This is a genomic window from Pseudomonas sp. Sample_22 (genome assembly GCF_004307635.1).
In the GTDB taxonomy this organism is placed as follows: domain Bacteria; phylum Pseudomonadota; class Gammaproteobacteria; order Pseudomonadales; family Pseudomonadaceae; genus Aquipseudomonas.
In genome coordinates this window covers 24,148-50,114 of record NZ_RCNY01000057.1, presented here as the reverse complement: position 1 = coordinate 50,114, position 25,967 = coordinate 24,148, and the positions used below count along the sequence as shown (strand labels likewise).

The following is a 25,967-nucleotide window of genomic DNA, read 5'->3' as shown; positions in this document are numbered from 1 at the left end:
ATGTCATCACCAATGTTTATGCTTTCACCGACTTTGCGGGTGAGTATCAGCATGGTCTTCTCCTTGATTGCTTTCTGGGGCACCTGATTCGGACAGTGCAGAGGTCGGTGGTATGTATAGATTAGTGCGAAGTCTCACAATTTGGGTGCCTCTTTCTGACGCGCAGATGCAGCATTAATTCCCAAGGTGTAACTATACAGAGGCCGTAACCATCATTCTCGTTGTTTTGAGCCCATTTTGCGGCACTCGAGAAGTATTCATGGGTGCTAAAATCCGCGCTTTAAGCATTCAGAGGGAAACGCAGTGCGCAAAATGGTCTTGGTGATTGCAGTATTGGCGCTGGCGGGATGCGGTGAGGGCAAGCGAGTGGATGCGCCAAAGCCGCAGGCTACAGCGGTGGGTACCCCGGCTCAGGTCTCGGGTCCACAATGGGATCTGGAAGTGCGAGGTGAAACGCCGCAGGCGGTCAGCGATCTCAGCGGCTGGCTGATCGAGCATAGTTTCATGTCCAACGTGATTCGCGAAAACGGCAAGACCCGGATTCTGATGGGGCCATACAACTCAAAGGCCGAAGCCGACGCCAAGCAAGCGCAGGTGAACGCAGCGCTGGTCAAGGCGAAGAAGCAGAACATTGAAGTGTTGGTGCTTGAGCGCCCGGCAGTTCAGTAATACCGTTTGGCGCTGCAACAAAGCCTGCGCTAGAAAACAAAAAAGGCCTCGGATGGCGGATCCGAGGCCTTTTTTCATTCAGAAAGCATTTAACCGCAGGCTTTCATATCGACTGAGCCGACAAATTCATTGCCGCGCCCCATGACGCACGCCACGCTTTGATTTCGCTGACGTTCCCAAGCCTGGACCGGATAGGTTTTATCCCAGGCTTCATACAGTTGCCGGTCCTGTTTCGACAAGCGCAAGCCGTACTGTTTGCTCATGTAGAAGTAAGTCCGGGCGATCATCCCGCGAATGGATGGGCGCGGCATGACCTTTTTCGCCTTGAAATCAACTTGAGTCAGGCAAGAACCGTATTGGCCTGATTGCTCCGGCAGCCAACCGAAACTGAAGTTGCTGCGATCGCCATTGACCTCGCCGATGCTCGGCACCAGGTTATGCAAGTCTGCCTCGGCTTTCTGATAAACGGGGTCATACCGTGTGCAATTCTTGCGACCGCCTTCCTGCCAGCACTGGCGCTGATGACCAATTTGCCAGGCTGGAACAATATGCTCCCACTCGATACGCGAAGCACGTTTGGCGTTTTTGCGCGGTACATACCCGCAGGCGGCGAGGTTCACCCTGTTACCTGTGTATTTGCAGCCGCAATAAAACTCGGTGGATTGCGGCGCATACAACTTCCAGGCGACTTTCTTGGCCTCGCTGAAAGTGCGTGGAGCATCGGCATGGGCGCCCATGGTGAACAGCAGAAACAGCAAAGCGAAACAACGGACACTCATTGACTCAGTCTTCCTTCGGCACAACCCAGAAAATCTGCACACCGCCGTCATCGCGATAGGCGAGGGTGACGTTGTCGTTTTCATCGATTTCTTCGAGCAAACGTTCCCACTCATCCACCGGTTCGTCCGGGAGACGGAAAATCAGCGCAGCCTTGGCTTTTTGAGCGGTGGGGGAGTTGATGATTTTCTGAACGCGCGTGCCCATGCGTACATAGGAGTCAGGTGAGGCAGAAGTGGTGTCCACGGAATTATCCTTATTAAGCTGTACGTGCATACAGTATTTAACTGTAGGCATTTTCGCAACTGCTTAAAATTCAAGAAAATCCTCTGACAGCGATTTATTCCGTTTGGTGTAGGAAGAAGGGATTTTTTTGTCAGTCGTTAGATGCGAGCCACTCGCCGACGCAGGCGAGTGGCTTGTACGGTGCCCGACCGGATTCAGTGGGGCGAGGGCGAATCAGTATTCCCAGAACATCCGTTGCAGCTCTTTGCTGTCGTTGGTCTTGGTCAGTGCGACCATGGCCAGGATGCGGGCCTTCTGCGGATTCAGGTCATGCGCCACGACCCAGTCGTACTTGTCGTCAGGCTGTTCAGCGTTGCGCAGAACGAAACCGCCAGCGTTGACGTGAGAAGAGCGGATGATCTGCACGCCATCCTTGCGCAAGGCTTGCAGGCTTGGAACAACTCGCGAAGAGACAGAGCCATTGCCGGTGCCGGCGTGAATGATCGCTTTGGCACCAGACTGAGCCAGTGCCTTGTAGGCGGTATCGCTGACGTTGCCATAGGAATAGGCAATTTCGACGTCAGGCAGGCTCTTGATGGTTTTGATGTCGAATTCCGAATCCATGGTGTGGCGCTTGGCCGGCAGGCGGAACCAGTAGGATTTGCCCTCGACCACCATTCCCAGCGGCCCCCAGGCACTTTTAAACGCCTCGGTCTTGATGTTGATCATCTTGCTGACATCGCGACCCGACTGGATTTCATCGTTCATGGTCACCAGTACGCCTTTGCCCCGCGCTTCTTTGCTGCTAGCCACCGCCACCGCGTTGTACAGGTTCAGCATGCCGTCAGCCGACATTGCGGTGCCCGGGCGCATGGAGCCGACGACAACGATCGGCTTCTCGGTCTTTTCCACCAGATTCAGGAAGTAGGCAGTTTCTTCCAGGGTGTCAGTACCATGGGTGATCACGATGCCATCGACGTCTTCGCTGTCGGCCAGTTCGGCGACGCGGCGACCCAGTTGCAGCAGGTTTTCGTTGGTGATGCTCTCGGACGCGATCTGCATCACTTGCTCGCCGCGAACGTTGGCCACCTGGCTGAGCTCCGGAACGCCGGCGATCAGTTTGTCGACGCCGACTTTCGCGGCTTGATAAGTGGCGCTGTTGGCAGCGCTCGCACCCGCGCCGGCAATGGTGCCGCCGGTGGCCAGGATCACCACGTTTGCCAGTTTCTGTTGGGTTTCGACTTCTTTTGCCTGAACGGCAGTCGGTAGAAGCAGCAGGAGGGCCAATGCGCCCGGAACAAAGGTCTTGAAAGCAGATGTCATTATTTTTCTCTCTAGTAGTGACGGTGCTGATGCAGGTTCATCTAGATGCGCCCCCGGCGGATCTGAACGCCAGGGGTGCTTGAGAAGAGCAGAATCCGTACCAATTACACTTCGTATTGAGAAAGCTGTTCAAGTAACTGATTTGTTTAAAGATTCAAACAAATTTTCAACGCGGTTCACCGCGCTGTCGTCCGGGTTTCCGACTGATTTTGAGTTTGTCGTTCGGCTCTCCGAAAGTTTGTTTAAGCGTGGGTTGTCGAAGAGCGTTAAAGAAATCGCTGCGCACGCCGATCTGTCCTTGAGGAATCATTTTTTCAGGGAGTTCACATGTCGTTGACCGTCGGTTTTCCAAATGCGTCCGTGATAAACATCGGTGGTAAAGCGCCGTCGACGGTCGCGACATTGACTGACGAGACATCCGAATCTTCGACGCAGCGCCTGGGGCTGGAAGGGGGCGATAAAAAGTCGGTAAGTCTAAGCGGCGGCGCTCAGGGCAGCGAGAAAGCGCAAAGCACCGACAGCCAGCAAAGCATTGCGGTGCAGATGTTGCTCAAACGCATGCAGGAGTTGCAGCAACAACTGCGCGAGCAACAACAGCAATTGGCAGCAACCCAAGCCGCGTCGTTCCAGTCGGCAGAAGCCAAGGCCACTGCCGTCATGTCGATTCAGGCACAGATTGCCGATACGTCTGCGGCATTGATGCAAGTGGCGGCCGCGCTGGCGAAAGAGCTGACAAGCTCTGGAAACGTGATCAGCACTACGGCGTGAGCGGCTACCCTGACAACGTTCCACAGCATTGACAAATCTCGACAAGATTCGCATAGTCCGGTCTACGCAAACGTTTGCGCGCCTTCACTGATGGGTTAAAACCATCGGCGAAGGCCTCGCAGCTTACGTCAGCGCAAGCGTTGCTCACAATAATCATAAGATCGGAGTGAACCCATGAAGCTGCCATTCGCTGGACGTCTTCTCGCTGTCGCAATGCTGGCTGCTGCATCCGCCGCGTTGCCTGTCTCTTCGGCTTTCGCCGAAACGCCTGAAAAACCTAAAGTCGCCCTGGTCATGAAATCCCTGGCCAACGAATTCTTCCTGACCATGGAAGATGGCGCCAAGGCCTACCAGAAAGAACACTCCAGTGAATTCGATCTGATTTCCAACGGGATCAAGGACGAGACTGATACCGCTGGCCAGACGCGCATTGTCGAGCAAATGATTCTGGCCAAGGTCAATGCGCTGGTGATCGCTCCCGCAGACTCCAAGGCCATGGTTCCTGTGATCAAGAAAGCCATCGATGCCGGTATCACCGTGATCAACATCGACAATCAGCTTGATCCGGCCGTGGTCAAAAGCAAGAACCTCAATGTTCCATTCGTAGGCCCGGACAACCGCAAAGGCGCGCGGCTGGTGGGTGAGTACCTGGCCAAGCAGCTCAAGGCGGGTGACGAAGTCGGCATCATCGAAGGCGTGTCCACCACCACCAACGCTCAGGCCCGCACTGCCGGCTTCAAGGATGCGATGGAAGCGGCGCAGATCAAGGTCGTCTCGGTTCAGTCCGGTGACTGGGAGATCGACAAGGGCAACAAAGTCGCCGCGTCGATCCTCAGCGAATACCCGCAAACCAAAGCCCTGCTGGCCGGTAACGACAGCATGGCGCTCGGTGTCGTGTCGGCGGTACGCGCCGCGGGCAAGGCCGGCAAGGTTGAAGTGGTCGGCTATGACAATATCAACGCCATCAAGCCGATGCTCGCTGACGGGCGCGTGCTGGCCACGGCGGATCAGTTTGCCGCCAAGCAAGCGGTGTTCGGCATCGAGACCGCGCTGAAAATCATCAAGGGCGAGAAAGTCGACAGCAGCGCCAGTGGCGTGATCGAGACGCCGGTAGAGCTGGTCACTAAAAAGTAGTCCTCTGGCGACACAACGGTGCTCGCCCGTCCGGGCGAGCACATGGAGAGTTCTTATGTCCGTTCGCGACCCGAACGCTGTCCTTTCGGTCAGCGGCATCGGCAAAACCTATGCGCAACCGGTCCTGACCGGCATCGACCTGACGCTGATGCGCGGGGAAGTGCTGGCGCTGACCGGTGAAAATGGCGCTGGCAAAAGCACCCTGTCGAAGATCATCGGCGGGTTGGTCACGCCGACCACCGGCCAGATGCAATTTCAGGGGCAGGACTATCGCCCGGGCAGCCGCACCCAGGCTGAGAATCTGGGCATTCGCATGGTCATGCAGGAGCTCAATCTGTTGCCGACCTTGTCGGTGGCGGAAAACCTGTTTCTCGATAACCTGCCGAACAACGGCGGCTGGATCAGCCGCAAGCAACTGCGCAAGGCGGCGATCGAAGCCATGGCACAAGTCGGGCTCGATGCAATCGATCCGGACACGCTGGTTGGCGAACTGGGCATCGGTCATCAGCAAATGGTCGAGATTGCCCGCAACCTGATCGGCGACTGTCATGTTCTGATCCTCGACGAGCCGACCGCGATGCTGACGGCCCGTGAAGTCGAGATGCTGTTCGAGCAGATCACCCGTCTGCAAGCGCGTGGCGTGTCGATCATCTACATTTCCCATCGCCTGGAAGAACTCGCCCAAGTCGCCCAGCGCATTGCAGTGCTGCGCGACGGCAACCTGGTGTGCGTCGAGCCGATGGCCAGTTACAACAGTGAACAACTGGTCACCTTGATGGTGGGGCGGGAGCTGGGCGAACACATCGACATGGGCGTGCGCAACATCGGTGCTCCGGCATTGACGGTCAAGGGCTTGTCTCGCGCCGACAAAGTTCGGGATGTGTCCTTTGAGGTGCGTGCCGGAGAAATCTTTGGTATTTCCGGATTGATCGGGGCAGGGCGCACCGAGTTGTTGCGGCTGATCTTCGGTGCCGACGCCGCAGACAGCGGCACCGTAGCGCTAGGCTCTCCCGCGCAAGTCGTCAGCATTCGCTCGCCGGTGGATGCGGTTGCCCACGGCATCGCCCTGATCACTGAAGACCGCAAGGGCGAAGGCTTGCTGCTGACTCAGTCGATCGGCGCCAACATTGCCCTGGGCAACATGCCGGGCATCTCCAGTGGCGGGTTCGTCAACAAAGATGACGAAACTGCACTGGCCCAGCGTCAGATCGACGCCATGCGCATTCGCAGCTCCGGCCCGGCGCAAGTGGTGTCCGAGCTGTCCGGTGGCAATCAGCAGAAAGTGGTGATCGGCCGTTGGCTGGAGCGTGATTGCTCGGTCCTGCTGTTTGACGAACCCACCCGTGGTATCGACGTCGGCGCCAAATTCGACATTTATGCCCTGCTCGGCGAGTTGACACGCCAGGGCAAAGCGCTGGTGGTGGTCTCCAGTGACCTGCGCGAATTGATGTTGATCTGCGACCGGATCGGCGTGCTCTCGGCGGGGCGTCTGATCGATACGTTCGAGCGCGACAGTTGGACTCAGGATGATTTGCTTGCCGCCGCTTTTGCCGGCTACCAAAAACGTGATGCGCTGCTCAACGAAGCCGCGCCTAGGGATCTTTCATGAAAACCGTATCTGGCGTCGGTCCACGCAGTGGCAATTTTTACGGCTTGGGCACTTATCTGGGGCTGGCCGGTGCCTTGCTGGCGATGGTCGTGCTGTTCTCGCTCCTGAGCAGCCATTTCCTGTCCTACGACACCTTCAGCACCTTGGCCAACCAGATCCCGGACCTGATGGTCCTGGCGGTCGGCATGACCTTCGTGCTGATCATCGGCGGCATCGACCTGTCGGTGGGTTCAGTGTTGGCGCTGGCAGCCTCGACGGTCAGTGTGGCGATTCTCGGTTGGGGCTGGAGTGTGCTGCCGGCAGCGTTGCTCGGCATGGCGGCCGCAGCCCTCGCGGGCACCATCACCGGCTCGATTACCGTGGCCTGGCGCATTCCATCGTTTATCGTTTCCCTCGGCGTGCTGGAAATGGCACGCGGGGTTGCCTATCAGATGACCGGATCGCGCACGGCGTACATCGGCGATGCGTTTGCCTGGTTGTCCAACCCGATCGCTTTCGGGATTTCGCCATCGTTTATCATCGCCTTGCTGATCATTTTCATCGCCCAGGCCGTGTTGACCCGGACCGTGTTCGGTCGCTACCTGATTGGCATCGGTACCAACGAAGAGGCGGTGCGGCTGGCCGGTATCAATCCAAAACCCTACAAGATTCTGGTGTTCAGCCTGATGGGCTTGCTGGCCGGTATCGCCGCGCTGTTCCAGATTTCGCGACTGGAAGCGGCGGACCCGAACGCCGGCTCCGGCCTGGAGTTGCAGGTGATCGCCGCCGTCGTCATCGGCGGTACCAGCCTGATGGGTGGGCGCGGTTCGGTCATCAGTACTTTTTTTGGCGTGTTGATCATTTCCGTGCTGGCGGCCGGCCTGGCCCAGATCGGTGCCACCGAACCGACCAAGCGCATCATCACCGGTGCGGTCATCGTGGTTGCGGTGGTGCTCGATACCTACCGCAGCCAGCGCGCAAGTCGGCGGACCTGAGTCATGGCAACGATCAAAGATGTGGCAGCGCTCGCGGGTATTTCCTACACCACGGTTTCCCACGTGGTGAACAAGACTCGGCCAGTCAGCAAAGAAGTGCGGCTCAAGGTGGAGGAGGCGATCAAAACCCTCGACTACGTCCCCAGTGCCGTGGCGCGTTCCCTGAAGGCCAAAACAACGGCCACCATCGGTTTGCTGGTGCCCAACAGCCTCAACCCGTACTTCGCCGAGCTGGCCCGGGGTATTGAGGACTATTGCGAGCGTAACGGCTACTGCGTAATCCTCTGCAACTCCGACGACAACCCCGACAAGCAACGCAGCTACCTGCGCGTTCTGTTGGAAAAACGTGTCGACGGACTGATCGTCGCCTCGGCCGGTGGCGACAGCGGCCTGGCGCAAGGTTTGGCTGGCGTGCGTACACCCATGGTGATCGTCGACCGAAGTCTGGAGGGCGTCGATGCAGACCTGGTCCGTATCGACCACGAGTACGGCGCTTATCTGGCGACCCGACATCTGCTGGAGTTGGGGCATCGGGATATCGCCACCATCAGCGGTCCGGCAACCACCAGCGTGGCGCAAATGCGTTTGGCCGGTTTTTGTCGTGCCTTCAGCGATGCGGGCCTCGCGGTGCCGGGTGACCGAATGCTGGAAAGCGATTTCACCAGCACCGGCGGTTACAACGCAGCCGCGATCTTGCTGGAGCGCAATCCGCCCAGCGCCATTTTCGCAGCCAACGACATGATTGGTATCGGCGTGCTGCGCGCAGCGGCCGAGCGCAATATTCGTGTGCCGACGCAGTTGTCGGTCATTGGCTTCGACGATATCCAGATGAGCCGCTATGTCTATCCGGCGTTGACCACGGTCGGGCAGTCAATCCTGCAACTTGGCGAGATGGCGGCCGAAGTGCTGCTTCGGCGAATCGCAACGCCGGATCTGGCCACCAGCCAGCGGATCGTCACGCCGAGCATTGTCATGCGCGAATCGACCGCGCCCCTGACCGGCCTGTTTGCGCAGTTCCGATAACCCGGCGTGCCGCTGAAATCGAATGAGTGAGTATTGATGTATGCCAGCAAAAGTAGTGGTGATAGGCAGCTTGAACATGGACCTGGTGACGCGGGCGCCGCGATTGCCGCGCGGCGGAGAAACGCTGATCGGTGAGTCGTTTGCCACGGTTTCCGGTGGCAAGGGCGCCAATCAGGCTGTGGCCGCCGCACGACTGGGCGCACAGGTGTCAATGGTCGGCTGCGTCGGCAGCGATGCCTATGGCAAAGAACTGCGCGAGGCTCTTTTGGCCGAGCAAATCGATTGTCAGGCCGTCAGCACCGTCGAAGGCTCCAGTGGCGTGGCGCTGATTGTGGTCGATGACAACAGCCAGAACACAATCGTGATCGTCGCAGGCGCCAACGGTGCGCTGACACCTGCGCTGATCGGTTGTTTCGATGCGGTGCTGCAAGCTGCCGATGTCATCATCTGTCAGCTTGAAGTGCCGGATGTCACGGTGGGCCACGCGCTCAAGCGCGCTCGAGAGTTGGGCAAAGTGGTGATTCTCAATCCGGCACCCGCCAGTCAGCCATTGCCGGCGGATTGGTATGCGAACATCGATTACCTGATACCCAACGAAAGCGAGGCGTCGGCCTTGAGTGGCTTGGCGGTGGAGTCTCGGCAAAGTGCGGAAGCTGCCGCGACGCGATTGATCGAAATGGGGGCCGGCAAGGTGATCATCACCCTCGGCGCCGAGGGCTCGCTGTTTGCCGATGGAAAAAGCTGTGCGCATTTCCCGGCGCCTGCGGTGAAAGCGATTGATACCACGGCGGCCGGCGATACGTTCGTGGGTGGTTTTGCCGCTGCACTGGCAGGTGGCCAAAGCGAAGCTGAAGCGATTCGCTTCGGTCAGATTGCCGCGGCGTTGTCGGTAACCCGTGCCGGCGCGCAACCCTCGATTCCTACCTTGTCCGACGTTCAGGCATTCAAGACATCATGAAAAAAACACCGTTGCTCAATGTCGCACTGTCGCGCCTGATCGCATCGCTGGGCCATGGCGACATCGTGGTCATCGGCGACGCCGGTCTGCCGGTGCCGCCAGGCATCGAGCTGATCGACCTGGCACTGACCCATGGCATCCCGGATTTCGTCAGTACTCTGAAGGTTGTGCTCAGCGAAATGCAGGTTGAAAGTCATGTGCTGGCGCAGGAAATCCTCGAGAAGAGGCCAGCGGCACTGACAACCCTGGATGCCCTCAATGCGGAAGGGGCGCTGGGGCGGCGCGAGTTGCTCAGTCATGAGCAATTCAAAGTCCTCACCCGGCAGGCACGGGCAGTCGTTCGTACCGGCGAATGCCAGCCGTACTGCAATGTTGTGCTGATTGCCGGGGTCACGTTTTGATTCGCATGGAAAGGGTCGACCTGATCATCGACACCGACCCTGGTGCCGACGATGTGGTGGCCTTGTTGTTGGCGCTGGCGTCGCCTCAGGAGTTGAATATCCTTGCTTTGACCACGGTCGCCGGCAACGTGCGCCTGGACAAGACATCACGAAACGCGCGGCTGGCGCGCGAGTGGGCAGGGCGCGAGGACGTGCCGGTCTATGCCGGCGCGTCTCGGCCGCTGATGCGCACGCCTATCTATGCCGAGGACATCCACGGCAAGGAAGGGCTGTCGGGTGTTTCTGTATACGAGCCGAAAGCCGCCCTGGCCGAGGGCAATGCGGTCGCCTACCTGATCGATACGTTGATGTCGGCCAGCCCCCACAGCATCACTATTGCGATGCTTGGACCGCAGACCAATCTGGCCTTGGCGCTCATGCAGCAGCCGGCAATCATTCAGGGCATCAAGGAAGTAGTCATCATGGGTGGTGCGCACTTCAATGGCGGCAACATCACACCGGTAGCCGAATTCAACCTGTTCGCTGACCCGCATGCGGCCGAAGTGGTACTCAACAGCGGTATGAAACTGACGTATCTGTCTCTGGATGCAACTCACAAGATCCTCACCAGTGACGAGCGCCTGAAGCAGATTGCCGCATTGAACAACCAAGCCGGCCAATTGGTAGGCGATATCCTGAATGATTACATCAAGGCCGACATGGAGCACTACGATATTCCGGGCGGTCCGGTGCACGACGCCGCGGTCATCGCCTGGCTGCTCAAGCCGCAGCTGTTTAGCGGTCGCGCGGTCAATGTGGTGATCGACAGTCGCGAGGGGCCGACTTTCGGGCAGACCATTGTCGACTGGCACGACCGCCTCAAGGCGCCAAAGAATGCTTTCTGGGTTGATAGCGGCGACGCCCAGGGGTTCTTCAATCTGCTGACTGAGCGCCTGGGTCGTCTGAAGTAACGTTCATTGCTGCAGATGCATGCCGGTGCAGCTTATTCCTGCGCTGATTTTGTCGCGCCCTTTTGGTCTGCCAGGTGCTTCTCGAAAACCTGTTCTATGAAGGATTGCGCGGCCTCGGTCCCCAGGTCTCTGACCAGCAGGTCGATGCCGATGATGACAAGTTCCTCCGTAGAGCCTGGGCTGTAAGAGCTATGGCCGTCCTGCCACTTTGCTTTGATGTCGGCGTCGATACTTACAGTGGTCATGATGGCGCTCGTACGGTCGGAAGAGTCTGAGCCTCGAGTTAACCATTTCGTGGCGCTTTTGGCACTCCGACTTAGGCATGAGCGCAGGGCTATGCGACACTTGGTCTTTGATCACCATTCAAGGACTGCGCTGTGCAGATCGATTTGAACACTCCTGACGGCTTGACCCTTGAAGCCGTTCGCCAGCTGTTGGCGTCGGCCAGTGATGATGAGCATACGCAGCTGCGCGTGACCAAGGGCGGCATCGCCTATATTTCATCGGGTGTTGTGGGTGGTAGCGACATCGACGGCCTTCTGTTTCGCCTGGAAACGTGGGCTAAAGGGTCGGGATACGTCGGCCTGGTTGCGGCCAGCGACGAAGTCTGGGTCATGCAGATTTTCAATGCATTGAAAGAGAACTGGCCACGACCGGCATTCGATTACATCGACGTGTATTGAGCCTTGTAAATATTCAGTCACGATTGCAGGGTGAAGGGTGTGGCAATGCTCAGGCAAACTTGCCGTTTGTCCGCGGCGAAGGGCAGAGTACCTGGCCTCCCTGTGAAACCAAACGCCGGATTGGCGGTCGCACGATCTCAGCTTAACTAATGAAAAAAGGAGGCTTCATGCCTTGGAAGCTCGCGTCATTGGGTACTTTGTTGGCCGCTGCCACGTTGGCCGGTTGCAGCACCGGCACCACCGAGTCGGCAACAGACCCTGTCACGACGACTGACACAGGTCACAGCCGTTGCGAGGCCAAAGCGGCCGAGTTCACCATCGGCAAACAAGCTTCGCCCGAGTTGCTGGAGCAGGCGCGTACGCGTGCCGGCGCGCAGAATGCGCGGTTCCTGCTGCCGACCGATATGGTGACGCTGGAGTACCGCTCTGATCGCTTGAATCTCAACACTGACGCCAATCGGGTCGTCACCCGCGTCAACTGCGGCTGATCACCCCCAGGCTTTTGCATTGACCACAAAAAACCCCGTCACATGGACGGGGTTTTTTTAGTGCGCCTGGAAATTACTCTGGGCGAACTTGAGCAGCTTGCATACCCTTTTGGCCTTTCTCAGCCACGAAGGAAACGGTTTGGCCTTCTTTCAGGCTTTTGAAACCGTCGCTTTCGATAGCTTTGAAGTGTACGAACAGGTCGTCACCGCCACCTTGAGGAGTGATGAAGCCGAAGCCTTTTTCATCGTTGAACCATTTAACGGTGCCGGTTTGGCGATTAGACATGGTGTATCTCCAAGAAACATATATTTTCAGTAGTACTGTGCTGCTCAGGCCAACTGGGCACACCGGGGTATCATAGTCGAAATGTGCGCTTTGGCACCCCCCCGCAGGTGCTGTTTGCCCTGCAGTCACGCTTTCTTTGTTGCCTGATATGGCTGAAAGCCCCGATTTAAAAGGCTTTCAGCCGAAAGTAAAGACGATAAAAAAAGCTGTAAAACCTGCATAAATTGTAGGAAAACGCGATTTTCAGAGGCTTTTTACCGGCTCAAATCGCAATTCAAGCCCGTTTCAAGGCTCACTTTTTCGCCGGAGCGTTGGCCTTGCACTTGGAAATCTGAGTCAGGGCCTGCTGTTTCAGCGAGTCGCTGGCAGTGTTGTCCATCAAGGACTGAAGGTCCTTGGCCGGGTACGATTTGATTGCATCGGCACCACAGGCGCAGTGAGACTTGGCCGCCGCCGCACCGATCTGCGGCGTGGCCGCTTCAGTGCACTGGGCCATGTATTTTTCGCGCTCGCCCTTGGGCCAATCGGCGTGCGCAGCCAGAGGCAACAGCAGAACGATAGGTGCGACTACAGCGAACAAACGATTCAGACGCATGCCGGGATGCTCCTTGTGGGGTCAATGTCTTTTATCTGAGGGGTAAAGCGCGAATCAAGTTCAGCACTCTGGCACAAAAACGCCATATTTGCCTTGGCTGAAAACCACCCACAGTCACGACCGTTCATCTGTGCTAGCATGCCCCGCTCAGGTTTTTCGTTGCTGGCTCCGGTCGACCTTCAGTCCCGGACGCGGCAACTGCCTGAATAACCCTGATTTGAATCCCAGTCACTCTGGTTCGGTTTTCCGGTTGGCCGCAAGGCTCCTGCCGCTGTAAGGCAGGCGTTCGTCATTGAATGGCCTGGACCGGATCTTGTACTGGCTCATCCCAACCCACGTGACCTTTGGTAGGGGTCACCACTAGGAGAGGAGGCGCCATGCCAACTATTACTCTTCCCGACGGCAGTCAACGTTCATTCGATCACCCGGTCTCCATCGCCGAGGTCGCCGCATCCATCGGTGCCGGTCTGGCCAAGGCCACCGTGGCCGGCAAGGTCAATGGCAAACTGGCCGATGCCAGTGACATCATCGACAGCGACGCTACGCTGCAAATCATCACGCCAAAGGATGAAGAGGGGCTGGAGATCATTCGCCACTCTTGCGCTCACCTGGTGGGGCATGCGGTCAAGCAGTTGTACCCGACGGCCAAAATGGTCATCGGTCCGGTCATCGATGAAGGCTTCTATTACGATATCGCCTTCGAGCGTCCTTTTACTCCGGACGATCTGGCCGCGATCGAACAGCGCATGCAGCAGCTGATCGAGAAAGATTACGACGTGATCAAGAAAGTCACTCCGCGCGCCGAAGTGATCGAAGTATTCAAGGCCCGTGGCGAAGACTACAAGTTGCGCCTGGTCGAGGACATGCCGAACGAGCAGGCCATGGGCCTGTACTATCACGAAGAATATGTCGACATGTGCCGTGGTCCGCACGTGCCGAACACCCGTTTCCTGAAATCCTTCAAGCTGACCAAGCTGTCTGGCGCCTACTGGCGCGGTGACGCCAAGAACGAGCAATTGCAGCGCGTTTACGGCACAGCCTGGGCGGACAAGAAGCAACTGGCCGCCTACATTCAGCGCATCGAAGAGGCCGAGAAACGCGATCACCGCAAGATCGGCAAGCGCCTGGGCCTGTTCCACACCCAGGAAGAGTCGCCGGGCATGGTGTTCTGGCACCCCAATGGCTGGACCCTGTACCAAGTGCTTGAGCAGTACATGCGCAAGGTTCAACGCGACAACGGTTACCTGGAGATCAAAACGCCTCAGGTTGTCGACCGCAGCCTGTGGGAAAAATCCGGGCACTGGGCCAACTACGCCGACAACATGTTCACCACTCAGTCGGAAAACCGCGATTACGCGATCAAGCCAATGAACTGCCCTTGCCACGTGCAAGTGTTCAATCAGGGCCTGAAGAGCTACCGCGAGTTGCCGATGCGTCTGGCCGAGTTCGGTGCCTGCCACCGTAACGAGCCATCGGGTGCATTGCACGGCATCATGCGTGTGCGCGCATTCACTCAGGATGACGCCCACATCTTCTGCACCGAAGAGCAGATGCAGGCCGAATCCGCGGCATTCATCAAGCTGACCATGGATGTCTACGCCGATTTCGGCTTCAAAGACGTCGAAATGAAGCTGTCCACTCGTCCGGAAAAACGCGTTGGCTCCGACGAGCTTTGGGATCGCGCCGAAGCGGCATTGGCTGCAGCCCTTGATAGCGCTGGCCTGCCGTACGACCTGCAGCCGGGCGAGGGTGCGTTCTACGGTCCGAAGATTGAGTTCTCGCTGAAAGATTGCCTCGGTCGCGTCTGGCAGTGTGGTACCCTGCAGCTCGATTTTAACCTGCCTGTCCGTCTGGGCGCCGAATTCGTCTCCGAAGACAACAGCCGCAAGCATCCGGTGATGTTGCATCGGGCGATCCTGGGCTCCTTCGAACGATTCGTCGGAATCCTGATCGAGCACTACGAGGGTGCATTCCCTGCGTGGCTGGCTCCGACCCAGGCAGTGATCATGAATATCACTGATAAACAGGCAGATTTTGTTGCCGAAGTAGAAAAAACTCTCAACGAAAGCGGGTTTCGTGCCAAGTCTGACTTGAGAAATGAAAAGATCGGCTTTAAAATCCGCGAGCATACCTTGCTCAAGGTTCCCTATCTCTTGGTTATTGGAGATAAGGAAGTCGAGATGCAGACTGTCGCTGTGCGTACTCGTGAAGGTGCTGACCTGGGCTCGATGCCCGTCGCCCAGTTCGCCGAGTTCCTCGCGCAAGCGGTTTCCCGGCGTGGTCGCCAAGATTCGGAGTAATTATTATTAAGCGTGAAATGAGACAAGATAAACGAGCTGCACCGAAAGCCCCGATCAACGAGAATATCTCGGCACGCGAGGTTCGGTTAATTGGCGCTGACGGCGAGCAGATTGGCATCGTCTCGATTGATGAAGCGCTTCGTATTGCTGAAGAAGCCAAGCTTGATCTGGTAGAAATCTCCGCCGACGCAGTCCCGCCAGTTTGCCGGGTGATGGACTACGGCAAATCGATCTTCGAAAAGAAGAAGCAGATTGCGGCAGCGAAGAAAAACCAGAAGCAGATTCAGGTAAAAGAAATCAAGTTTCGTCCAGGGACGGAGGAAGGGGATTACCAGGTAAAACTGCGCAACCTGGTACGTTTCCTGAGTGACGGGGACAGGGCCAAGGTATCCTTGCGATTCCGCGGCCGTGAGATGGCCCACCAGGAGCTGGGGATGGAACTCCTCAAGCGAGTTGAAGGTGACTTGCTCGAGTACGGTTCGGTCGAACAGCATCCTAAGATGGAAGGACGCCAGCTGATCATGGTCATCGCCCCGAAAAAGAAGAAGTAATCAACAGGGCACGGCAGGCCTTCTGATTATGTTTATCAACTGAATGCGGAGTATCCGAACATGCCAAAAATGAAGACCAAAAGTGGTGCTGCTAAGCGGTTTCTGAAAACTGCTAACGGTATCAAGCACAAGCACGCTTTCAAGAGCCACATCCTGACCAAAATGTCGACCAAGCGTAAGCGTCAACTGCGCGGTAGCAGCTTGCTGCATCCGTCTGACGTGGCAAAAGTCGAGCGCATGCTGCGCCTTCGTTAATTTTAGTCAAGAATAGAGGAAGTAACTCATGGCTCGTGTAAAGCGTGGCGTCATTGCCCGTAAGCGTCACAAAAAAATTCTGAAACTTGCTAAAGGCTACTACGGCGCACGCTCCCGCGTATTCCGTGTTGCCAAGCAAGCGGTAATCAAGGCAGGCCAATACGCCTACCGTGACCGTCGTCAGAAAAAACGTCAGTTCCGCGCTCTGTGGATCGCTCGTATCAACGCTGGTGCTCGTATCAACGGTCTGTCCTACAGCCGTTTCATCGCCGGCCTGAAAAAAGCGTCCATCGAGATCGACCGTAAGGTTCTGGCTGATCTGGCAGTGAACGAAAAAGCGGCGTTTGCTGCGATTGTCGAGAAAGCTAAAGCCACCTTGGCTTAAGTACCCCCGACAGTCACCCGGCCTCACCTCTGTGGGGCCAGGTGTTAAACGTCATAAATAGGGGAAGAGCCTTCAAGCTCTTCCCCTATTTTGTATCTGGAGTCTGTACATGGAAAACCTGGATGCGCTCGTCTCTCAAGCACTAGAGGCTGTGCAAAGCGCTGAAGATATCAATGCCCTGGAGCAAATCCGGGTTCACTACCTTGGCAAAAAGGGTGAATTGACTCAGGTGATGAAGACCCTGGGGAATTTGCCGGCAGAAGAGCGGCCGCAAGTCGGTGCGCTGATCAACGTTGCCAAGGAGCGTGTCACAGACGTTCTCAATGCGCGCAAGGCGTTGTTTGAAGAGGCCGACCTGGCTGCCAAACTGTCCGCCGAGTCCATTGACGTGACCCTGCCGGGCCGCGGTCAGACCTCCGGTGGTCTGCATCCGGTTACCCGCACTCTGGAACGCATCGAACAATTCTTCACCCACATCGGCTACGGCATCGCCGAAGGCCCTGAGGTCGAAGACGATTATCACAACTTCGAAGCGCTCAACATCCCAGGCCATCACCCGGCCCGGTCGATGCACGATACCTTCTATTTCAATGCCAACATGTTGCTGCGCACCCATACCTCGCCGGTACAGGTCCGCACCATGGAGTCGAAACAGCCGCCGATCCGCATCGTCTGCCCAGGCCGTGTGTACCGTAGCGACTCGGATATCACCCACTCGCCGATGTTCCATCAGGTCGAAGGCCTGCTGGTTGATCGCGACATCAATTTTGCCGACCTCAAAGGCACCATCGAAGAGTTCCTGCGGGTGTTCTTCGAAAAAGAACTGGCGGTGCGCTTCCGTCCTTCGTACTTCCCGTTCACCGAGCCATCCGCCGAAGTCGACATGGAATGCGTGATGTGCAGCGGCAAAGGCTGCCGTGTCTGCAAGCAGACTGGCTGGCTGGAAGTCATGGGCTGCGGCATGGTCCACCCGAACGTGCTGCGCATGTCCGGGATCGACCCGGAAGAGTTTTCGGGCTTTGCCTTCGGCATGGGCGTTGAGCGTCTGGCCATGCTGCGTTACGGCGTGAACGACTTGCGTCTGTTCTTCGACAACGACTTGCGGTTCCTCGCGCAATTTCGCTAGTCGTAACGAATTCTTAGGAGAGCAGGATGAAATTCAGTGAACAATGGCTGCGTGGCTGGGTTAGCCCGCAGGTAAGTCGCGATGAGCTGGTTGCTCGTCTGTCGATGGCCGGTCTTGAGGTCGATAGCGTTACCCCGGCCGCTGGCGTATTCAGTGGTGTAATCGTGGGCGAGGTGCTCAGCACCGAACAGCACCCGGATGCCGACAAGCTGCGTGTTTGCCAGGTCAGCAACGGTTCGGAAACCTTTCAGGTCGTATGCGGTGCGCCAAATGTGCGCCCTGGCCTGAAGATTCCATTCGCCACCATTGGCGCCGAACTGCCGGGCGACTTCAAAATCAAGAAAGCCAAGCTGCGTGGCGTTGAGTCCAACGGCATGCTGTGCTCGCAAGCCGAATTGCAAGTGGGCGAGGGCAACGATGGCCTGATGGAATTGCCGGCCGATGCGCCAGTGGGTCAGGACATTCGTGAATACCTGAACCTGGAAGACGCCAGCATCGAGGTCGATCTGACCCCGAACCGTGGTGATTGCCTGTCCCTGGCCGGTCTGGCCCGTGAAGTCGGCGCGCTGTATGCCACCCCGGTCACGCGTCCGGTGGTGGCCAGCGTTCCAGCTGTCCACGATGAAGTGCGTTCGGTTGAAGTCCTGGCACCGGCTGCTTGCCCGCGCTACCTGGGGCGTGTGATCCGTAACGTCGACCTGTCCAGGCCTACGCCGCTGTGGATGGTAGAGCGCCTGCGTCGTGCTGACGTGCGCAGCATCGATGCCGCGGTCGACATTACCAACTACGTGATGCTTGAGTTGGGTCAGCCGCTGCACGCTTTCGATCTTGCCGAAATCAATGGCGGCATCCGCGTGCGCATGGCCGAAGAAGGCGAGAAGCTGGTGCTGCTCGACGGTCAGGAAGTCAGCCTGCGTAGCGATACGCTGGTGATCGCCGACCACACCCGCGCACTGGCAATTGCCGGCGTCATGGGGGGCGAGCACAGCGGCGTCAATACCGCGACCACTCGCGATATCTTCCTGGAAAGTGCGTTCTTCGATCAAATCGCGGTTGCTGGCAAGGCTCGTTCCTATGGCCTGCACACCGATGCATCGCACCGCTACGAGCGTGGCGTGGACTGGCAGCTCGCCCGTGAAGCCATGGAGCGCGCCACTGGCCTGCTGCTGGAAATCACTGGTGGCGAAGCCGGCCCGATCATCGAAACCGTGAGTGAGCAGCACCTGCCGTCGATCGCACCGGTGACCCTGCGCGCTCAGCGCATCACTCAAATGCTGGGCATGGAAATGGACCCGGCTGAAGTTGAGCGTCTGCTCAGCGCCTTGGGCCTGACCATTACCGCAGACGGGGCAGGGCAGTGGCGCGTAGAAGTGCCAAGCCACCGCTTCGATATCAGCCTGGAAGTCGACCTGATCGAAGAGCTGGCGCGTCTGTACGGCTACAACCGCCTGCCGGTTCGTTACCCGCAAGCGCGTCTTGCGCCGCAAGCCAAGGCAGAAGCACGTAGCGACTTGCCGGAACTGCGTCGTCTGCTGGTTGCCCGTGGTTATCAGGAAGCGATCACCTACAGCTTCATCGATCCGAAACAATTCGAGCTGTTTAATCCGGGTGTAGAGCCGTTGCTGCTCGCCAACCCGATTTCCAATGACATGGCTGCCATGCGTTCGTCGCTGTGGCCAGGCCTGGTCAAGGCGCTTCAGCACAACCTGAACCGCCAACAGGATCGGGTGCGCCTGTTCGAGAGCGGTCTGCGTTTCATCGGCCAGCTCGAAGGTTTGAATCAAGAGCCGATGCTGGCCGGTGTGGTTTGCGGTAGCCGCCTGCCGGAAGGCTGGGCGCAAGGTCGCGACACCGTAGACTTCTTCGACGTCAAGGCTGACGTTGAAGCGGTGCTGGGCTTCGCCGGTGCTCTGGATGCATTCACGTTCGTGCCTGGCAAGCACCCGGCATTGCACCCGGGTCAAACCGCGCGCATCGAACGCGAAGGTCGTCTGGTGGGCTTCATTGGCGCCATCCACCCTGAGTTGTCGAAAACCTTGGGGCTCGATCGTCCGGTATTTGTTTTCGAGATGGTTCTGGCTGAAGTGGCGTCGGGCAAAATGCCTAAATTCCACGAGTTGTCGCGCTTTCCTGAAGTGCGTCGTGACCTTGCACTGATTGCGCACAAAGACGTTGCAGCCTCGGCTGTATTGGACGTAATCCGTGAAAATGCAGGCGAATGGCTGACAGACCTCAGGCTATTTGACGTATATCAGGGTAAAGGCATTGATCCTGATAGAAAAAGCCTCGCAGTTGGCTTGACCTGGCAGCATCCATCGCGCACTCTTAATGACGATGAGGTGAATACCACGACGCAAAACATCCTCACCTCGCTCGAACAAAGGTTGGACGCCACGTTAAGGAAGTGACGTATGGGGGCTTTGACGAAAGCTGAGATGGCGGAACGTCTGTATGAAGAGCTGGGCCTGAACAAGCGGGAAGCCAAGGAATTGGTTGAACTGTTTTTCGAGGAAATCAGGCACGCTCTTGAAGACAACGAACAAGTCAAATTGTCCGGTTTCGGCAATTTCGACCTTCGGGACAAACGCCAGCGGCCTGGCCGCAATCCGAAAACGGGAGAAGAAATCCCTATCACGGCTCGCCGTGTGGTCACCTTTCGTCCAGGGCAGAAGTTGAAGGCCCGAGTTGAGGCTTATGCTGGAACCAAGTCATAACGACGAGCTACCCGTCATCCCAGGCAAACGCTACTTCACCATTGGTGAAGTTAGCGAGCTGTGTGCGGTAAAACCGCACGTACTGCGCTATTGGGAGCAGGAGTTTCCTCAACTCAACCCCGTCAAACGCCGCGGAAACCGCCGGTATTATCAGCGCCAGGATGTGCTGATGATCCGGCAGATCCGCGCGCTTCTTTACGATCAGGGGTTCACCATCGGCGGCGCACGCTTGCGCTTGTCCGGCGATGAAGCCAAAGACGACACCACCCAATACAAGCAAATGATTCGCCAGATGATCGCTGAGCTGGAAGATGTCCTGGTAGTCCTCAAGAAATAAATTCCTGCTTTTAAATACTTCCAGTTTTCAAAAGCTTGCGATATATTCTTGAGCGTTCCTCGAGAAGAGGAACAAGTTTCACGCCTAGTCGGGGCGTAGCGCAGTCCGGTAGCGCACTAGCATGGGGTGCTAGGGGTCGAGTGTTCGAATCACTCCGTCCCGACCATTATTCCTGAGTAAAATCAGACACCTAAGCCGATCTTCTAGATCGGCTTTTTTGTGCCTGTGCAAAACCCGCGCAAAACTACCCGTTGATTTCCCTGATATTCAATTTCTCGCCAGCCGTTCACCGGCAGGCTTGTGGTTTAATCATATGGGTTCCATGGAGATGTGGCGATGGAAAGGGCGTTGCGTAACCCGCTGTTTTTGGCAGGAATACCTTTGGCGGCTATTGGTGCCGCTATTGCGGCGCCTGGCTTGTGGATTCCAGGTCTGGTCTTAATGGTTTGTGGATGGGCAAAGGGGAATAAAAGTACCTGATGTTTTCACCGTAGGCCTTGTAGTAGTTCTTTCAATTTTTTTTCGGTAAGTCATGAGCGAAGAACGAGATATCCCAGAGCCCGAGCACGACCACCTGCTCGATCATGAATTCCATGATGACGAGTCATGGGGTGAAGAGGACGCTCAGGCAATTGTTGACGAAGAAGATGATGACGTTGATTTTCTTGATCAGATAGATCAGGACGACTGAGACGGATTCAATAGCCAGAAGGCCCGTCCATCCGCAAGGGCCTACATTGCATCGAATCAAACCCTGGCAGCCGCCGGGGTTTTTTATTGGCGGGAGTTTTCGCAACTTCGTGGTGACAGGAGCTGGATATAGATACTGACTACCGTTCGTCGGACCCTACGCACGATCAACCGTTTCGCAAGTCATTGAAGTAGCCCAAAAAAAAGACAGGTTTCTATGCGACCACTAATCCTCGATTTGCCGAATGGGCGTGAGCTCGCTAATGAGCTTGATCTCGCGATTTCGCAGATGATGTCCATCCCGGTCGAGCACATCGGTGGCGCTTTGTGGCTGGAAGCTTCCAGCAGGCAGCAGCAAGCTTTCCAGAAGTGGCGTGAGTATCTGCAGCTCATGGCTGATGGGCGGGTGCGTGGCGAAGCGCTTAAAGTCGCTTGAGTCCAAATGCTGAATAGATGAGCCGAACCATGCAGGCGAGGGCGGGGTCGGGTGCTTCGTTTTTGCCATTCGTCCAATGCCGGGCACTCGTCCATGGTGTGACTTTCTTACGTTTAAGCGCGGATTTACCGAGCATGAGAGCGGAGAGTCACCATGGAAATCGACGAGAATGCACCCGGCAACAAATCGCAGCAGCGCGAAACACGCACAACGGATAACGAAGCGGGCCATGATCCGAGCTGGAACCAGTATGAAGTGCGGTTACCGCCGGACGATGAATCGCCTGTGGATGAAGATATGGCGGATGTGGATGCAACTAACTCGGTATCGAGTGAGCACCCGCAATCTGGCACCAACAGTCGCGCCGATGATCCTGATGCCGACCCACAGATGAACGAATTGGGCGAAGGCGAAAAAGAGCAGCGCGGCGTGCCGGCAAGTGATCCTGAATCGGGCGCCTGAACAAGTTTGAAGCATTCCGACTGCCCGCTAATCGCGGGCTTTTTTATGTCGCTACATTGGCCAGCCAATCATCCCCAGACACGTATGAAAGATAACGAAAGGAATTTTTTAATGGACCTGGCCATGGGGATTTCTATGAGTTTGTTGATGGCGTAAGACGCACCCAGCATCAAGACGATGGTGCCCCAAAGCAATATGTGTGAGTTCACAGCCGGATAGGCAATGTTGAAGATCATGAATCCGATCATTTGATGCAGCAGGTAAAGCGGGTAGGTCAGCGCGCCCAATGCGGTCCAGTTGTATGTCGCTATAGCTCCCGTTTTGTTGGTTGAGATCAAGATAAACGTGATGAAGAACAGACCGATGACGCTGCATACGATCAGCGGGTTGTATTCGGTTGCGTATTTTGATTCGAGCAATTCGGCCCAGACAATTGCCGTGTAGTTGGCTAATGCCAGCGCACCCGCCAGCAGGAAAACCCGTGTTTTCGTGATGCCCTTGGCCCATATGATGTAGAAGGTTGCGCCTGCTATGAAATAGGCAGCGTAATCAGTAATCAGTATCGAGCGCAGCTTTTCAAAAGCGAGAAGTTCGGCAGTGGCAGATATCAGCAGCCAGAACACGAGGTAGGTCTCTATTTTTTCTATTTTCTTGAAGGCCAACAGGATGGAAATCATTATATAGAATTGAATCTCTACAAATAGTGACCAGTACACGCCGTCGATTTGTGGAACTCCCATCAGCTCGCTCAGGAATGCCATGTTGATGATGTATTGATAAAAATCAGCGCTATATCTGGGCTGTCCAATGGCAAGGGTGATTGCAAAGGTGATCGTGCAGCACACCCAGAAAGCCGGGCAGAGGCGGACGACGCGGGAGATAAAAAACGCTCTCAGATTATTGCTCGAAGCGGTCATCAGAATGACAAACCCACTGATCATGAAAAACAGTTCAACGCCCAAATAACCGTATTTGGCGGGCTCAGCCAATAGCGGGTAGGGCATGGTAGACATGTCGCCTTTGGCATAGCCGCGAAACGCATAGTGAAAAAACACTACAGCGATGGCAGCAAGGAAACGCAGCAAATCCAGTTCGTTTAATCGTCGCTTGATCATGTATATGCGCTCCATACTTGTTAGCGCGAAATGAATACTGACCTCCCTGCCGATTGAAATTTTACCCAGGGCGTACGCTATGGCGGCAGTAGCGCCTCAGGGACTTCAATTGAAGTGGGCACGCAGTTACAGCGTGCGGGAAGTGAAGCGGATCCGAAGCAATAAGACCAAGGGCACCTCGGCCTTTGTGTGACGCTATCGATTGCGTTGCCACAGGCGGAAATAGTCGACTTCGAAGGTGGAAGGCAGGTCGGCATCGTCGACTACACCAAACCATTTCCACATGGCTTCGCTGTCGAAGATCACCTCCATCGGGAAGTAAAAATGGGTGTTCTTTGATTCCCTGACCAGTACACCATCGACGTACCAACGCAGGGTGTCGGGCTGCCAGTCGAAACCGTAGACATGGAAGTCGTCCGCCAGGCGCCATGGACTGATCCAGGTGCTGCCGTCGGCCAAGTGCTCCTTGCTTTGCGGTGTAGCCCACACGTGGGCATTCATGTTGTACGAGCGGTCGAGCGCCGCGTTTTTGGTTTTGCCGCCGATTTCGAAAATGTCGATTTCGGTGGCGTTGTCCTCCATACCCGTCCATGCCAGCCAGAATGCGCTGGAACCCGCAGAATTCATGGGTTTGGCGCGTGCTTCATAGTATCCGTAGAAGCCCTTTTCAATGGTTCGGACCATGGCGGAGGTGTAGTCCTTGAAGCCGAGCTGGACGTACTTCTGCGGCAAGGTTTCCTTGCGGAAGACAATGTTCAGGTTGCCGTTGTTTACTGATGCATTGTTCGGCGTGAACAACGCCGGTTTGCGTCCCAGCGACTCGTTGCCGATGGCATTGTTGACGTGCCAGCGTTGGCGATCGAGGGTGCTGCCATTGAAGTCGTCGGACAGTTTGCTGTTGAGAATCCACTTACCGGTATTGGCCTGATCGGACAGCGGCAGATTGGCGTTGACCCGGTTCGGCAGTGGGCCCAGTGGTCCGACGCGGGTCCATGTATTGGCTGATTTCGGAATGGCAACCGACCATTTATCCGCCAGGTACTGAAATGCATGCTGGCGTTCTGCGAGGGAGGCAAACGCACGGTCGTACACCAACACTTCCGCGATGTCGCCGCGAAAGTTTTCAGAATTGCCAATGGCATTGCGCCCGACGGCATAGGGGCCAATCGGCACATCGTAAAGCTCCAGGACGGATACGGTCGGCGCATACGCCGTGGTCTGTTGCAGGCTGATGGCGAAATTCGGCAACACGTTATCGTTGTCGGTGCTTTGCGGGCGTGAGCTGAACAAGCGTTGCCAGGGATCAACCTCGGCTTGTTCGGCCAATCGGCGGGAAACGATCAATACCGTCACCGGGCCTTTGGCGCTGCGGATGGATTTTCCCAGAAACCCCGACACGCCACTGAAACGCACCACCGAATGGCCATTGAGAGCGTTTGCCATGCGCTGTGGCTTGGAGGCGCCATCATCGACTGTGGCGTGATGGGATTTTCCGGATTTGTCGTTCCAGCGCTGGACACTGTCCTGCGCGCCCAGGGTCAGCGTGTTCGCATCGGCGCCGTCCAGCCACAGCACCAGCCCGGTGGTGGGGGGCGATTGTGCGGCGGTGCAAGCCAGCGAAACCCACAGCAGTACCAGCAGCAGACAACCCCTGAACATCATTTGACTGCAACCAGCGACGGGGTTTCGAACGAAGATTGATACCCCTGCGGATTACACGACTGCCACCGCCAGGTATCGATGATCATTTGTTCCAGGCCACGTTGCGCGCTCCATCCCAGTTCACGTGCTGCCTTGCTCGGATCGGCCCACATTTGCGCGATGTCACCTTCGCGTCGCGGTGCGAAGCGATAAGGAATGCTGATGCCGGTGATGTCTTCGAAACTGTGGATGATCTGCAGCACGCTATAGCCAATGCCAGTGCCCAGGTTCCAGAAATCGATGCCGCGGGTGTGCTGCAATACCTGAAGTGCCTTGAGGTGGCCGATGGCAAGGTCGACCACGTGGATGTAGTCGCGCACGCAGGTGCCATCCACGGTCGGGTAATCGTTGCCGTACACCGTGAGTTCGGGGGTGCGGCCAATCGCGACCTGCGTCAGGCACGGCAACAGGTTATTGGGGCGGCCTCTGGGGTCTTCGCCGATCATCGCGCTTTCGTGAGCGCCAATCGGATTGAAATAGCGCAGTAGGCCGATGCTCCAGCGTGGGTCGGAGTGGCACAGATCGGTGAGCAACTCTTCGATCATGAGCTTGGTACGGCCATAGGGATTGACCGGTTTGCCGGTGCCGAAATCTTCGGCAATCGGTGTGCGTGTGGGCTCGCCATAAACCGTGGCCGAAGAGCTGAACACCAGCTGGAATACGTTATTGCGAGCCATTGCCCGGCACAGTTCAAGCGTGCCGGCGACATTGTTGGCGTAGTAGTCCAGCGGCTTGCGCACGCTTTCTTCTACGGATTTGAGGCTGGCAAAATGCACCACGGCATCAATGTCGTAGCGGTTGAAGATGGTGTCCAGCAGGGCCGTATCACGGATGTCGCCATTGATGAAATCAACCCGGGTCAGGGTCAGTTGCTCAAGGCGCGCAATGCACTCACGGCAGCTGTTGCACAGGTTGTCGAGCACCAGCACTTTGTGTCCGGCATTGATAAGCGCCAAAGCGGTATGAGAGCCGATGTAGCCGGCGCCGCCAGTAATCAACGTAGTTTTGCGCATGGTGAGGTCTTCCTGTCTC

At 56.8% G+C, this 25,967-nt stretch carries 31 protein-coding genes, 1 tRNA gene and 1 pseudogene; 23 read left to right on the top strand and 10 right to left on the bottom strand.

Annotation, left to right across the window (positions count from 1 at the left end; translation table 11 throughout):
- The first annotated feature begins 303 nt into the window (after positions 1-303).
- Positions 304-669 carry an SPOR domain-containing protein gene (locus tag D8U73_RS15170; RefSeq protein WP_130904957.1) on the top strand — a complete coding sequence of 122 codons (366 nt, stop codon included), beginning with the start codon at positions 304-306 and terminating at the stop codon, positions 667-669.
- A gap of 89 nt (positions 670-758) precedes the next feature.
- Here the strand turns inward: D8U73_RS15170 and D8U73_RS15165 are convergent, their stop codons facing one another.
- From D8U73_RS15165 to D8U73_RS15155, 3 genes are all read right to left on the bottom strand, one after another.
- Positions 759-1,448, bottom strand: a complete 690-nt coding sequence (locus tag D8U73_RS15165) for an endonuclease I family protein (RefSeq protein ID WP_056853682.1) — start codon at positions 1,446-1,448, stop codon at positions 759-761.
- 4 nt (positions 1,449-1,452) lie between these two features.
- Positions 1,453-1,743: a DUF1654 domain-containing protein gene (locus D8U73_RS15160; protein WP_056853681.1), complete on the bottom strand. Its 291-nt coding sequence runs from the start codon at positions 1,741-1,743 to the stop codon at positions 1,453-1,455.
- Positions 1,744-1,905: 162 nt separating this feature from the next.
- A complete protein-coding gene (locus tag D8U73_RS15155) occupies positions 1,906-2,994 on the bottom strand; it encodes an asparaginase (RefSeq protein ID WP_130904956.1) in 1,089 nt (362 codons plus the stop codon).
- On the opposite strand from D8U73_RS15155, the gene D8U73_RS15150 reads away from it, so the two are divergent.
- The 9 genes and pseudogenes from D8U73_RS15150 to D8U73_RS15110 all read left to right on the top strand — a co-directional run.
- A complete protein-coding gene (locus D8U73_RS15150; protein WP_130904955.1) occupies positions 2,978-3,331 on the top strand; it encodes a hypothetical protein in 354 nt (117 codons plus the stop codon). The two genes, D8U73_RS15155 and D8U73_RS15150, sit on opposite strands and share 17 nt — an antisense overlap.
- On the top strand, positions 3,322-3,762 hold the full coding sequence (locus tag D8U73_RS15145) for a hypothetical protein (RefSeq protein ID WP_130904954.1): 441 nt from the start codon (positions 3,322-3,324) through the stop codon (positions 3,760-3,762). The genes D8U73_RS15150 and D8U73_RS15145 overlap by 10 nt, the downstream gene beginning before the upstream one ends.
- A gap of 174 nt (positions 3,763-3,936) precedes the next feature.
- A complete protein-coding gene (locus D8U73_RS15140; RefSeq protein WP_130904953.1) occupies positions 3,937-4,896 on the top strand; it encodes a sugar ABC transporter substrate-binding protein in 960 nt (319 codons plus the stop codon).
- A 55-nt stretch (positions 4,897-4,951) separates the two neighbouring features.
- Entirely contained in the window at positions 4,952-6,505 is a 1,554-nt protein-coding gene (locus D8U73_RS15135) for a sugar ABC transporter ATP-binding protein (RefSeq protein ID WP_056853677.1), read from the top strand.
- On the top strand, positions 6,502-7,479 hold the full coding sequence (locus D8U73_RS15130; protein ID WP_056853676.1) for an ABC transporter permease: 978 nt from the start codon (positions 6,502-6,504) through the stop codon (positions 7,477-7,479). The genes D8U73_RS15135 and D8U73_RS15130 overlap by 4 nt, the downstream gene beginning before the upstream one ends.
- Before the next feature lie 3 nt (positions 7,480-7,482).
- Positions 7,483-8,502: a LacI family DNA-binding transcriptional regulator gene (locus D8U73_RS15125; RefSeq protein WP_130904952.1), complete on the top strand. Its 1,020-nt coding sequence runs from the start codon at positions 7,483-7,485 to the stop codon at positions 8,500-8,502.
- Between the two features lie 40 nt (positions 8,503-8,542).
- Complete coding sequence (rbsK, locus tag D8U73_RS15120; RefSeq protein WP_130904951.1) at positions 8,543-9,460, top strand: ribokinase; 918 nt, start codon at positions 8,543-8,545, stop codon at positions 9,458-9,460.
- Positions 9,457-9,861, top strand: coding sequence for a D-ribose pyranase (rbsD, locus tag D8U73_RS15115; RefSeq protein WP_130904950.1), 405 nt, complete (start codon positions 9,457-9,459; stop codon positions 9,859-9,861). Before rbsK ends, rbsD begins: the two co-directional genes overlap by 4 nt.
- Before the next feature lie 8 nt (positions 9,862-9,869).
- A pseudogene (locus D8U73_RS15110) lies at positions 9,870-10,811 on the top strand (nucleoside hydrolase); the annotation flags it as partial.
- Positions 10,812-10,843: 32 nt separating this feature from the next.
- Here D8U73_RS15110 and D8U73_RS15105 read toward each other — a convergent pair.
- Positions 10,844-11,056 carry a hypothetical protein gene (locus tag D8U73_RS15105; protein WP_056853671.1) on the bottom strand — a complete coding sequence of 71 codons (213 nt, stop codon included), beginning with the start codon at positions 11,054-11,056 and terminating at the stop codon, positions 10,844-10,846.
- Positions 11,057-11,188: 132 nt separating this feature from the next.
- Between D8U73_RS15105 and D8U73_RS15100 the strand changes: the two genes are divergently transcribed.
- Positions 11,189-11,494, top strand: a complete 306-nt coding sequence (locus D8U73_RS15100; RefSeq protein WP_130904948.1) for a hypothetical protein — start codon at positions 11,189-11,191, stop codon at positions 11,492-11,494.
- A 167-nt stretch (positions 11,495-11,661) separates the two neighbouring features.
- Complete coding sequence (locus tag D8U73_RS15095) at positions 11,662-11,982, top strand: I78 family peptidase inhibitor (RefSeq protein ID WP_056853669.1); 321 nt, start codon at positions 11,662-11,664, stop codon at positions 11,980-11,982.
- Between the two features lie 73 nt (positions 11,983-12,055).
- Here D8U73_RS15095 and D8U73_RS15090 read toward each other — a convergent pair whose 3' ends face one another.
- Positions 12,056-12,268 carry a cold-shock protein gene (locus D8U73_RS15090; protein ID WP_003179963.1) on the bottom strand — a complete coding sequence of 71 codons (213 nt, stop codon included), beginning with the start codon at positions 12,266-12,268 and terminating at the stop codon, positions 12,056-12,058.
- Between the two features lie 292 nt (positions 12,269-12,560).
- Positions 12,561-12,863, bottom strand: a complete 303-nt coding sequence (locus D8U73_RS15085; protein WP_056853668.1) for a hypothetical protein — start codon at positions 12,861-12,863, stop codon at positions 12,561-12,563.
- A gap of 377 nt (positions 12,864-13,240) precedes the next feature.
- Here D8U73_RS15085 and thrS point away from each other — a divergent pair, with 377 nt between their 5' ends.
- From thrS to D8U73_RS29185, 10 genes are all read left to right on the top strand, one after another.
- Complete coding sequence (thrS, locus tag D8U73_RS15080; protein WP_056853667.1) at positions 13,241-15,163, top strand: threonine--tRNA ligase; 1,923 nt, start codon at positions 13,241-13,243, stop codon at positions 15,161-15,163.
- Entirely contained in the window at positions 15,163-15,714 is a 552-nt protein-coding gene (infC, locus tag D8U73_RS15075) for a translation initiation factor IF-3 (RefSeq protein WP_169843736.1), read from the top strand. The genes thrS and infC overlap by 1 nt, the downstream gene beginning before the upstream one ends.
- 60 nt (positions 15,715-15,774) lie before the next feature.
- Positions 15,775-15,969 carry a 50S ribosomal protein L35 gene (rpmI, locus tag D8U73_RS15070; RefSeq protein ID WP_002553160.1) on the top strand — a complete coding sequence of 65 codons (195 nt, stop codon included), beginning with the start codon at positions 15,775-15,777 and terminating at the stop codon, positions 15,967-15,969.
- Between the two features lie 28 nt (positions 15,970-15,997).
- Positions 15,998-16,354 (top strand): 50S ribosomal protein L20, encoded by a 357-nt coding sequence (gene rplT / locus D8U73_RS15065; protein ID WP_007905879.1) that lies wholly within the window; start codon positions 15,998-16,000, stop codon positions 16,352-16,354.
- Positions 16,355-16,463: 109 nt separating this feature from the next.
- Positions 16,464-17,480, top strand: a complete 1,017-nt coding sequence (gene pheS / locus D8U73_RS15060; RefSeq protein WP_056853666.1) for a phenylalanine--tRNA ligase subunit alpha — start codon at positions 16,464-16,466, stop codon at positions 17,478-17,480.
- Positions 17,481-17,506: 26 nt separating this feature from the next.
- Positions 17,507-19,888 carry a phenylalanine--tRNA ligase subunit beta gene (gene pheT, locus D8U73_RS15055; RefSeq protein ID WP_130904947.1) on the top strand — a complete coding sequence of 794 codons (2,382 nt, stop codon included), beginning with the start codon at positions 17,507-17,509 and terminating at the stop codon, positions 19,886-19,888.
- Positions 19,889-19,891: 3 nt separating this feature from the next.
- On the top strand, positions 19,892-20,194 hold the full coding sequence (gene ihfA, locus D8U73_RS15050) for an integration host factor subunit alpha (RefSeq protein WP_002553164.1): 303 nt from the start codon (positions 19,892-19,894) through the stop codon (positions 20,192-20,194).
- Positions 20,175-20,531 carry a MerR family transcriptional regulator gene (locus tag D8U73_RS15045; RefSeq protein ID WP_003179985.1) on the top strand — a complete coding sequence of 119 codons (357 nt, stop codon included), beginning with the start codon at positions 20,175-20,177 and terminating at the stop codon, positions 20,529-20,531. Before ihfA ends, D8U73_RS15045 begins: the two co-directional genes overlap by 20 nt.
- Before the next feature lie 89 nt (positions 20,532-20,620).
- Positions 20,621-20,697, top strand: a tRNA-Pro gene (locus D8U73_RS15040).
- 366 nt (positions 20,698-21,063) lie between these two features.
- Positions 21,064-21,222, top strand: a complete 159-nt coding sequence (locus D8U73_RS29185; protein WP_177434454.1) for a hypothetical protein — start codon at positions 21,064-21,066, stop codon at positions 21,220-21,222.
- A 225-nt stretch (positions 21,223-21,447) separates the two neighbouring features.
- Here D8U73_RS29185 and D8U73_RS29180 read toward each other — a convergent pair whose 3' ends face one another.
- Positions 21,448-21,726: a hypothetical protein gene (locus D8U73_RS29180; protein ID WP_177434453.1), complete on the bottom strand. Its 279-nt coding sequence runs from the start codon at positions 21,724-21,726 to the stop codon at positions 21,448-21,450.
- 84 nt (positions 21,727-21,810) lie between these two features.
- Between D8U73_RS29180 and D8U73_RS15030 the strand changes: the two genes are divergently transcribed.
- Positions 21,811-22,119 carry a hypothetical protein gene (locus D8U73_RS15030; protein ID WP_130904945.1) on the top strand — a complete coding sequence of 103 codons (309 nt, stop codon included), beginning with the start codon at positions 21,811-21,813 and terminating at the stop codon, positions 22,117-22,119.
- 68 nt (positions 22,120-22,187) lie between these two features.
- Here the strand turns inward: D8U73_RS15030 and D8U73_RS15025 are convergent, their stop codons facing one another.
- From D8U73_RS15025 to galE, 3 genes are all read right to left on the bottom strand, one after another.
- Positions 22,188-23,234: an acyltransferase gene (locus tag D8U73_RS15025; protein ID WP_130904944.1), complete on the bottom strand. Its 1,047-nt coding sequence runs from the start codon at positions 23,232-23,234 to the stop codon at positions 22,188-22,190.
- Between the two features lie 195 nt (positions 23,235-23,429).
- Positions 23,430-24,893: a family 16 glycosylhydrolase gene (locus D8U73_RS15020; protein WP_130904943.1), complete on the bottom strand. Its 1,464-nt coding sequence runs from the start codon at positions 24,891-24,893 to the stop codon at positions 23,430-23,432.
- A complete protein-coding gene (gene galE / locus D8U73_RS15015) occupies positions 24,893-25,948 on the bottom strand; it encodes a UDP-glucose 4-epimerase GalE (protein ID WP_056854407.1) in 1,056 nt (351 codons plus the stop codon). Before galE ends, D8U73_RS15020 begins: the two co-directional genes overlap by 1 nt.
- Between the last annotated feature and the right edge of the window lie 19 nt (positions 25,949-25,967).

What these genes read in the sequence shown, in the direction of transcription:
- D8U73_RS15165 (WP_056853682.1), bottom strand. Translation starts at nt 1,448, where the DNA reads ATGAGTGTCCGTTGTTTCGCTTTGCTGTTTCTGCTGTTCACCATGGGC.
- D8U73_RS15160 (WP_056853681.1), bottom strand. Translation starts at nt 1,743, where the DNA reads ATGCCTACAGTTAAATACTGTATGCACGTACAGCTTAATAAGGATAAT.
- D8U73_RS15155 (WP_130904956.1), bottom strand. Translation starts at nt 2,994, where the DNA reads ATGACATCTGCTTTCAAGACCTTTGTTCCGGGCGCATTGGCCCTCCTG.
- D8U73_RS15145 (WP_130904954.1), top strand. Translation starts at nt 3,322, where the DNA reads ATGTCGTTGACCGTCGGTTTTCCAAATGCGTCCGTGATAAACATCGGT.
- D8U73_RS15140 (WP_130904953.1), top strand. Translation starts at nt 3,937, where the DNA reads ATGAAGCTGCCATTCGCTGGACGTCTTCTCGCTGTCGCAATGCTGGCT.
- D8U73_RS15135 (WP_056853677.1), top strand. Translation starts at nt 4,952, where the DNA reads ATGTCCGTTCGCGACCCGAACGCTGTCCTTTCGGTCAGCGGCATCGGC.
- D8U73_RS15130 (WP_056853676.1), top strand. Translation starts at nt 6,502, where the DNA reads ATGAAAACCGTATCTGGCGTCGGTCCACGCAGTGGCAATTTTTACGGC.
- D8U73_RS15125 (WP_130904952.1), top strand. Translation starts at nt 7,483, where the DNA reads ATGGCAACGATCAAAGATGTGGCAGCGCTCGCGGGTATTTCCTACACC.
- rbsK (WP_130904951.1), top strand. Translation starts at nt 8,543, where the DNA reads ATGCCAGCAAAAGTAGTGGTGATAGGCAGCTTGAACATGGACCTGGTG.
- rbsD (WP_130904950.1), top strand. Translation starts at nt 9,457, where the DNA reads ATGAAAAAAACACCGTTGCTCAATGTCGCACTGTCGCGCCTGATCGCA.
- D8U73_RS15105 (WP_056853671.1), bottom strand. Translation starts at nt 11,056, where the DNA reads ATGACCACTGTAAGTATCGACGCCGACATCAAAGCAAAGTGGCAGGAC.
- D8U73_RS15095 (WP_056853669.1), top strand. Translation starts at nt 11,662, where the DNA reads ATGCCTTGGAAGCTCGCGTCATTGGGTACTTTGTTGGCCGCTGCCACG.
- D8U73_RS15090 (WP_003179963.1), bottom strand. Translation starts at nt 12,268, where the DNA reads ATGTCTAATCGCCAAACCGGCACCGTTAAATGGTTCAACGATGAAAAA.
- D8U73_RS15085 (WP_056853668.1), bottom strand. Translation starts at nt 12,863, where the DNA reads ATGCGTCTGAATCGTTTGTTCGCTGTAGTCGCACCTATCGTTCTGCTG.
- thrS (WP_056853667.1), top strand. Translation starts at nt 13,241, where the DNA reads ATGCCAACTATTACTCTTCCCGACGGCAGTCAACGTTCATTCGATCAC.
- rpmI (WP_002553160.1), top strand. Translation starts at nt 15,775, where the DNA reads ATGCCAAAAATGAAGACCAAAAGTGGTGCTGCTAAGCGGTTTCTGAAA.
- rplT (WP_007905879.1), top strand. Translation starts at nt 15,998, where the DNA reads ATGGCTCGTGTAAAGCGTGGCGTCATTGCCCGTAAGCGTCACAAAAAA.
- pheS (WP_056853666.1), top strand. Translation starts at nt 16,464, where the DNA reads ATGGAAAACCTGGATGCGCTCGTCTCTCAAGCACTAGAGGCTGTGCAA.
- pheT (WP_130904947.1), top strand. Translation starts at nt 17,507, where the DNA reads ATGAAATTCAGTGAACAATGGCTGCGTGGCTGGGTTAGCCCGCAGGTA.
- ihfA (WP_002553164.1), top strand. Translation starts at nt 19,892, where the DNA reads ATGGGGGCTTTGACGAAAGCTGAGATGGCGGAACGTCTGTATGAAGAG.
- D8U73_RS15045 (WP_003179985.1), top strand. Translation starts at nt 20,175, where the DNA reads ATGCTGGAACCAAGTCATAACGACGAGCTACCCGTCATCCCAGGCAAA.
- D8U73_RS29185 (WP_177434454.1), top strand. Translation starts at nt 21,064, where the DNA reads ATGAGCGAAGAACGAGATATCCCAGAGCCCGAGCACGACCACCTGCTC.
- D8U73_RS29180 (WP_177434453.1), bottom strand. Translation starts at nt 21,726, where the DNA reads ATGGCAAAAACGAAGCACCCGACCCCGCCCTCGCCTGCATGGTTCGGC.
- D8U73_RS15030 (WP_130904945.1), top strand. Translation starts at nt 21,811, where the DNA reads ATGGAAATCGACGAGAATGCACCCGGCAACAAATCGCAGCAGCGCGAA.
- D8U73_RS15025 (WP_130904944.1), bottom strand. Translation starts at nt 23,234, where the DNA reads ATGATCAAGCGACGATTAAACGAACTGGATTTGCTGCGTTTCCTTGCT.
- D8U73_RS15020 (WP_130904943.1), bottom strand. Translation starts at nt 24,893, where the DNA reads ATGTTCAGGGGTTGTCTGCTGCTGGTACTGCTGTGGGTTTCGCTGGCT.
- galE (WP_056854407.1), bottom strand. Translation starts at nt 25,948, where the DNA reads ATGCGCAAAACTACGTTGATTACTGGCGGCGCCGGCTACATCGGCTCT.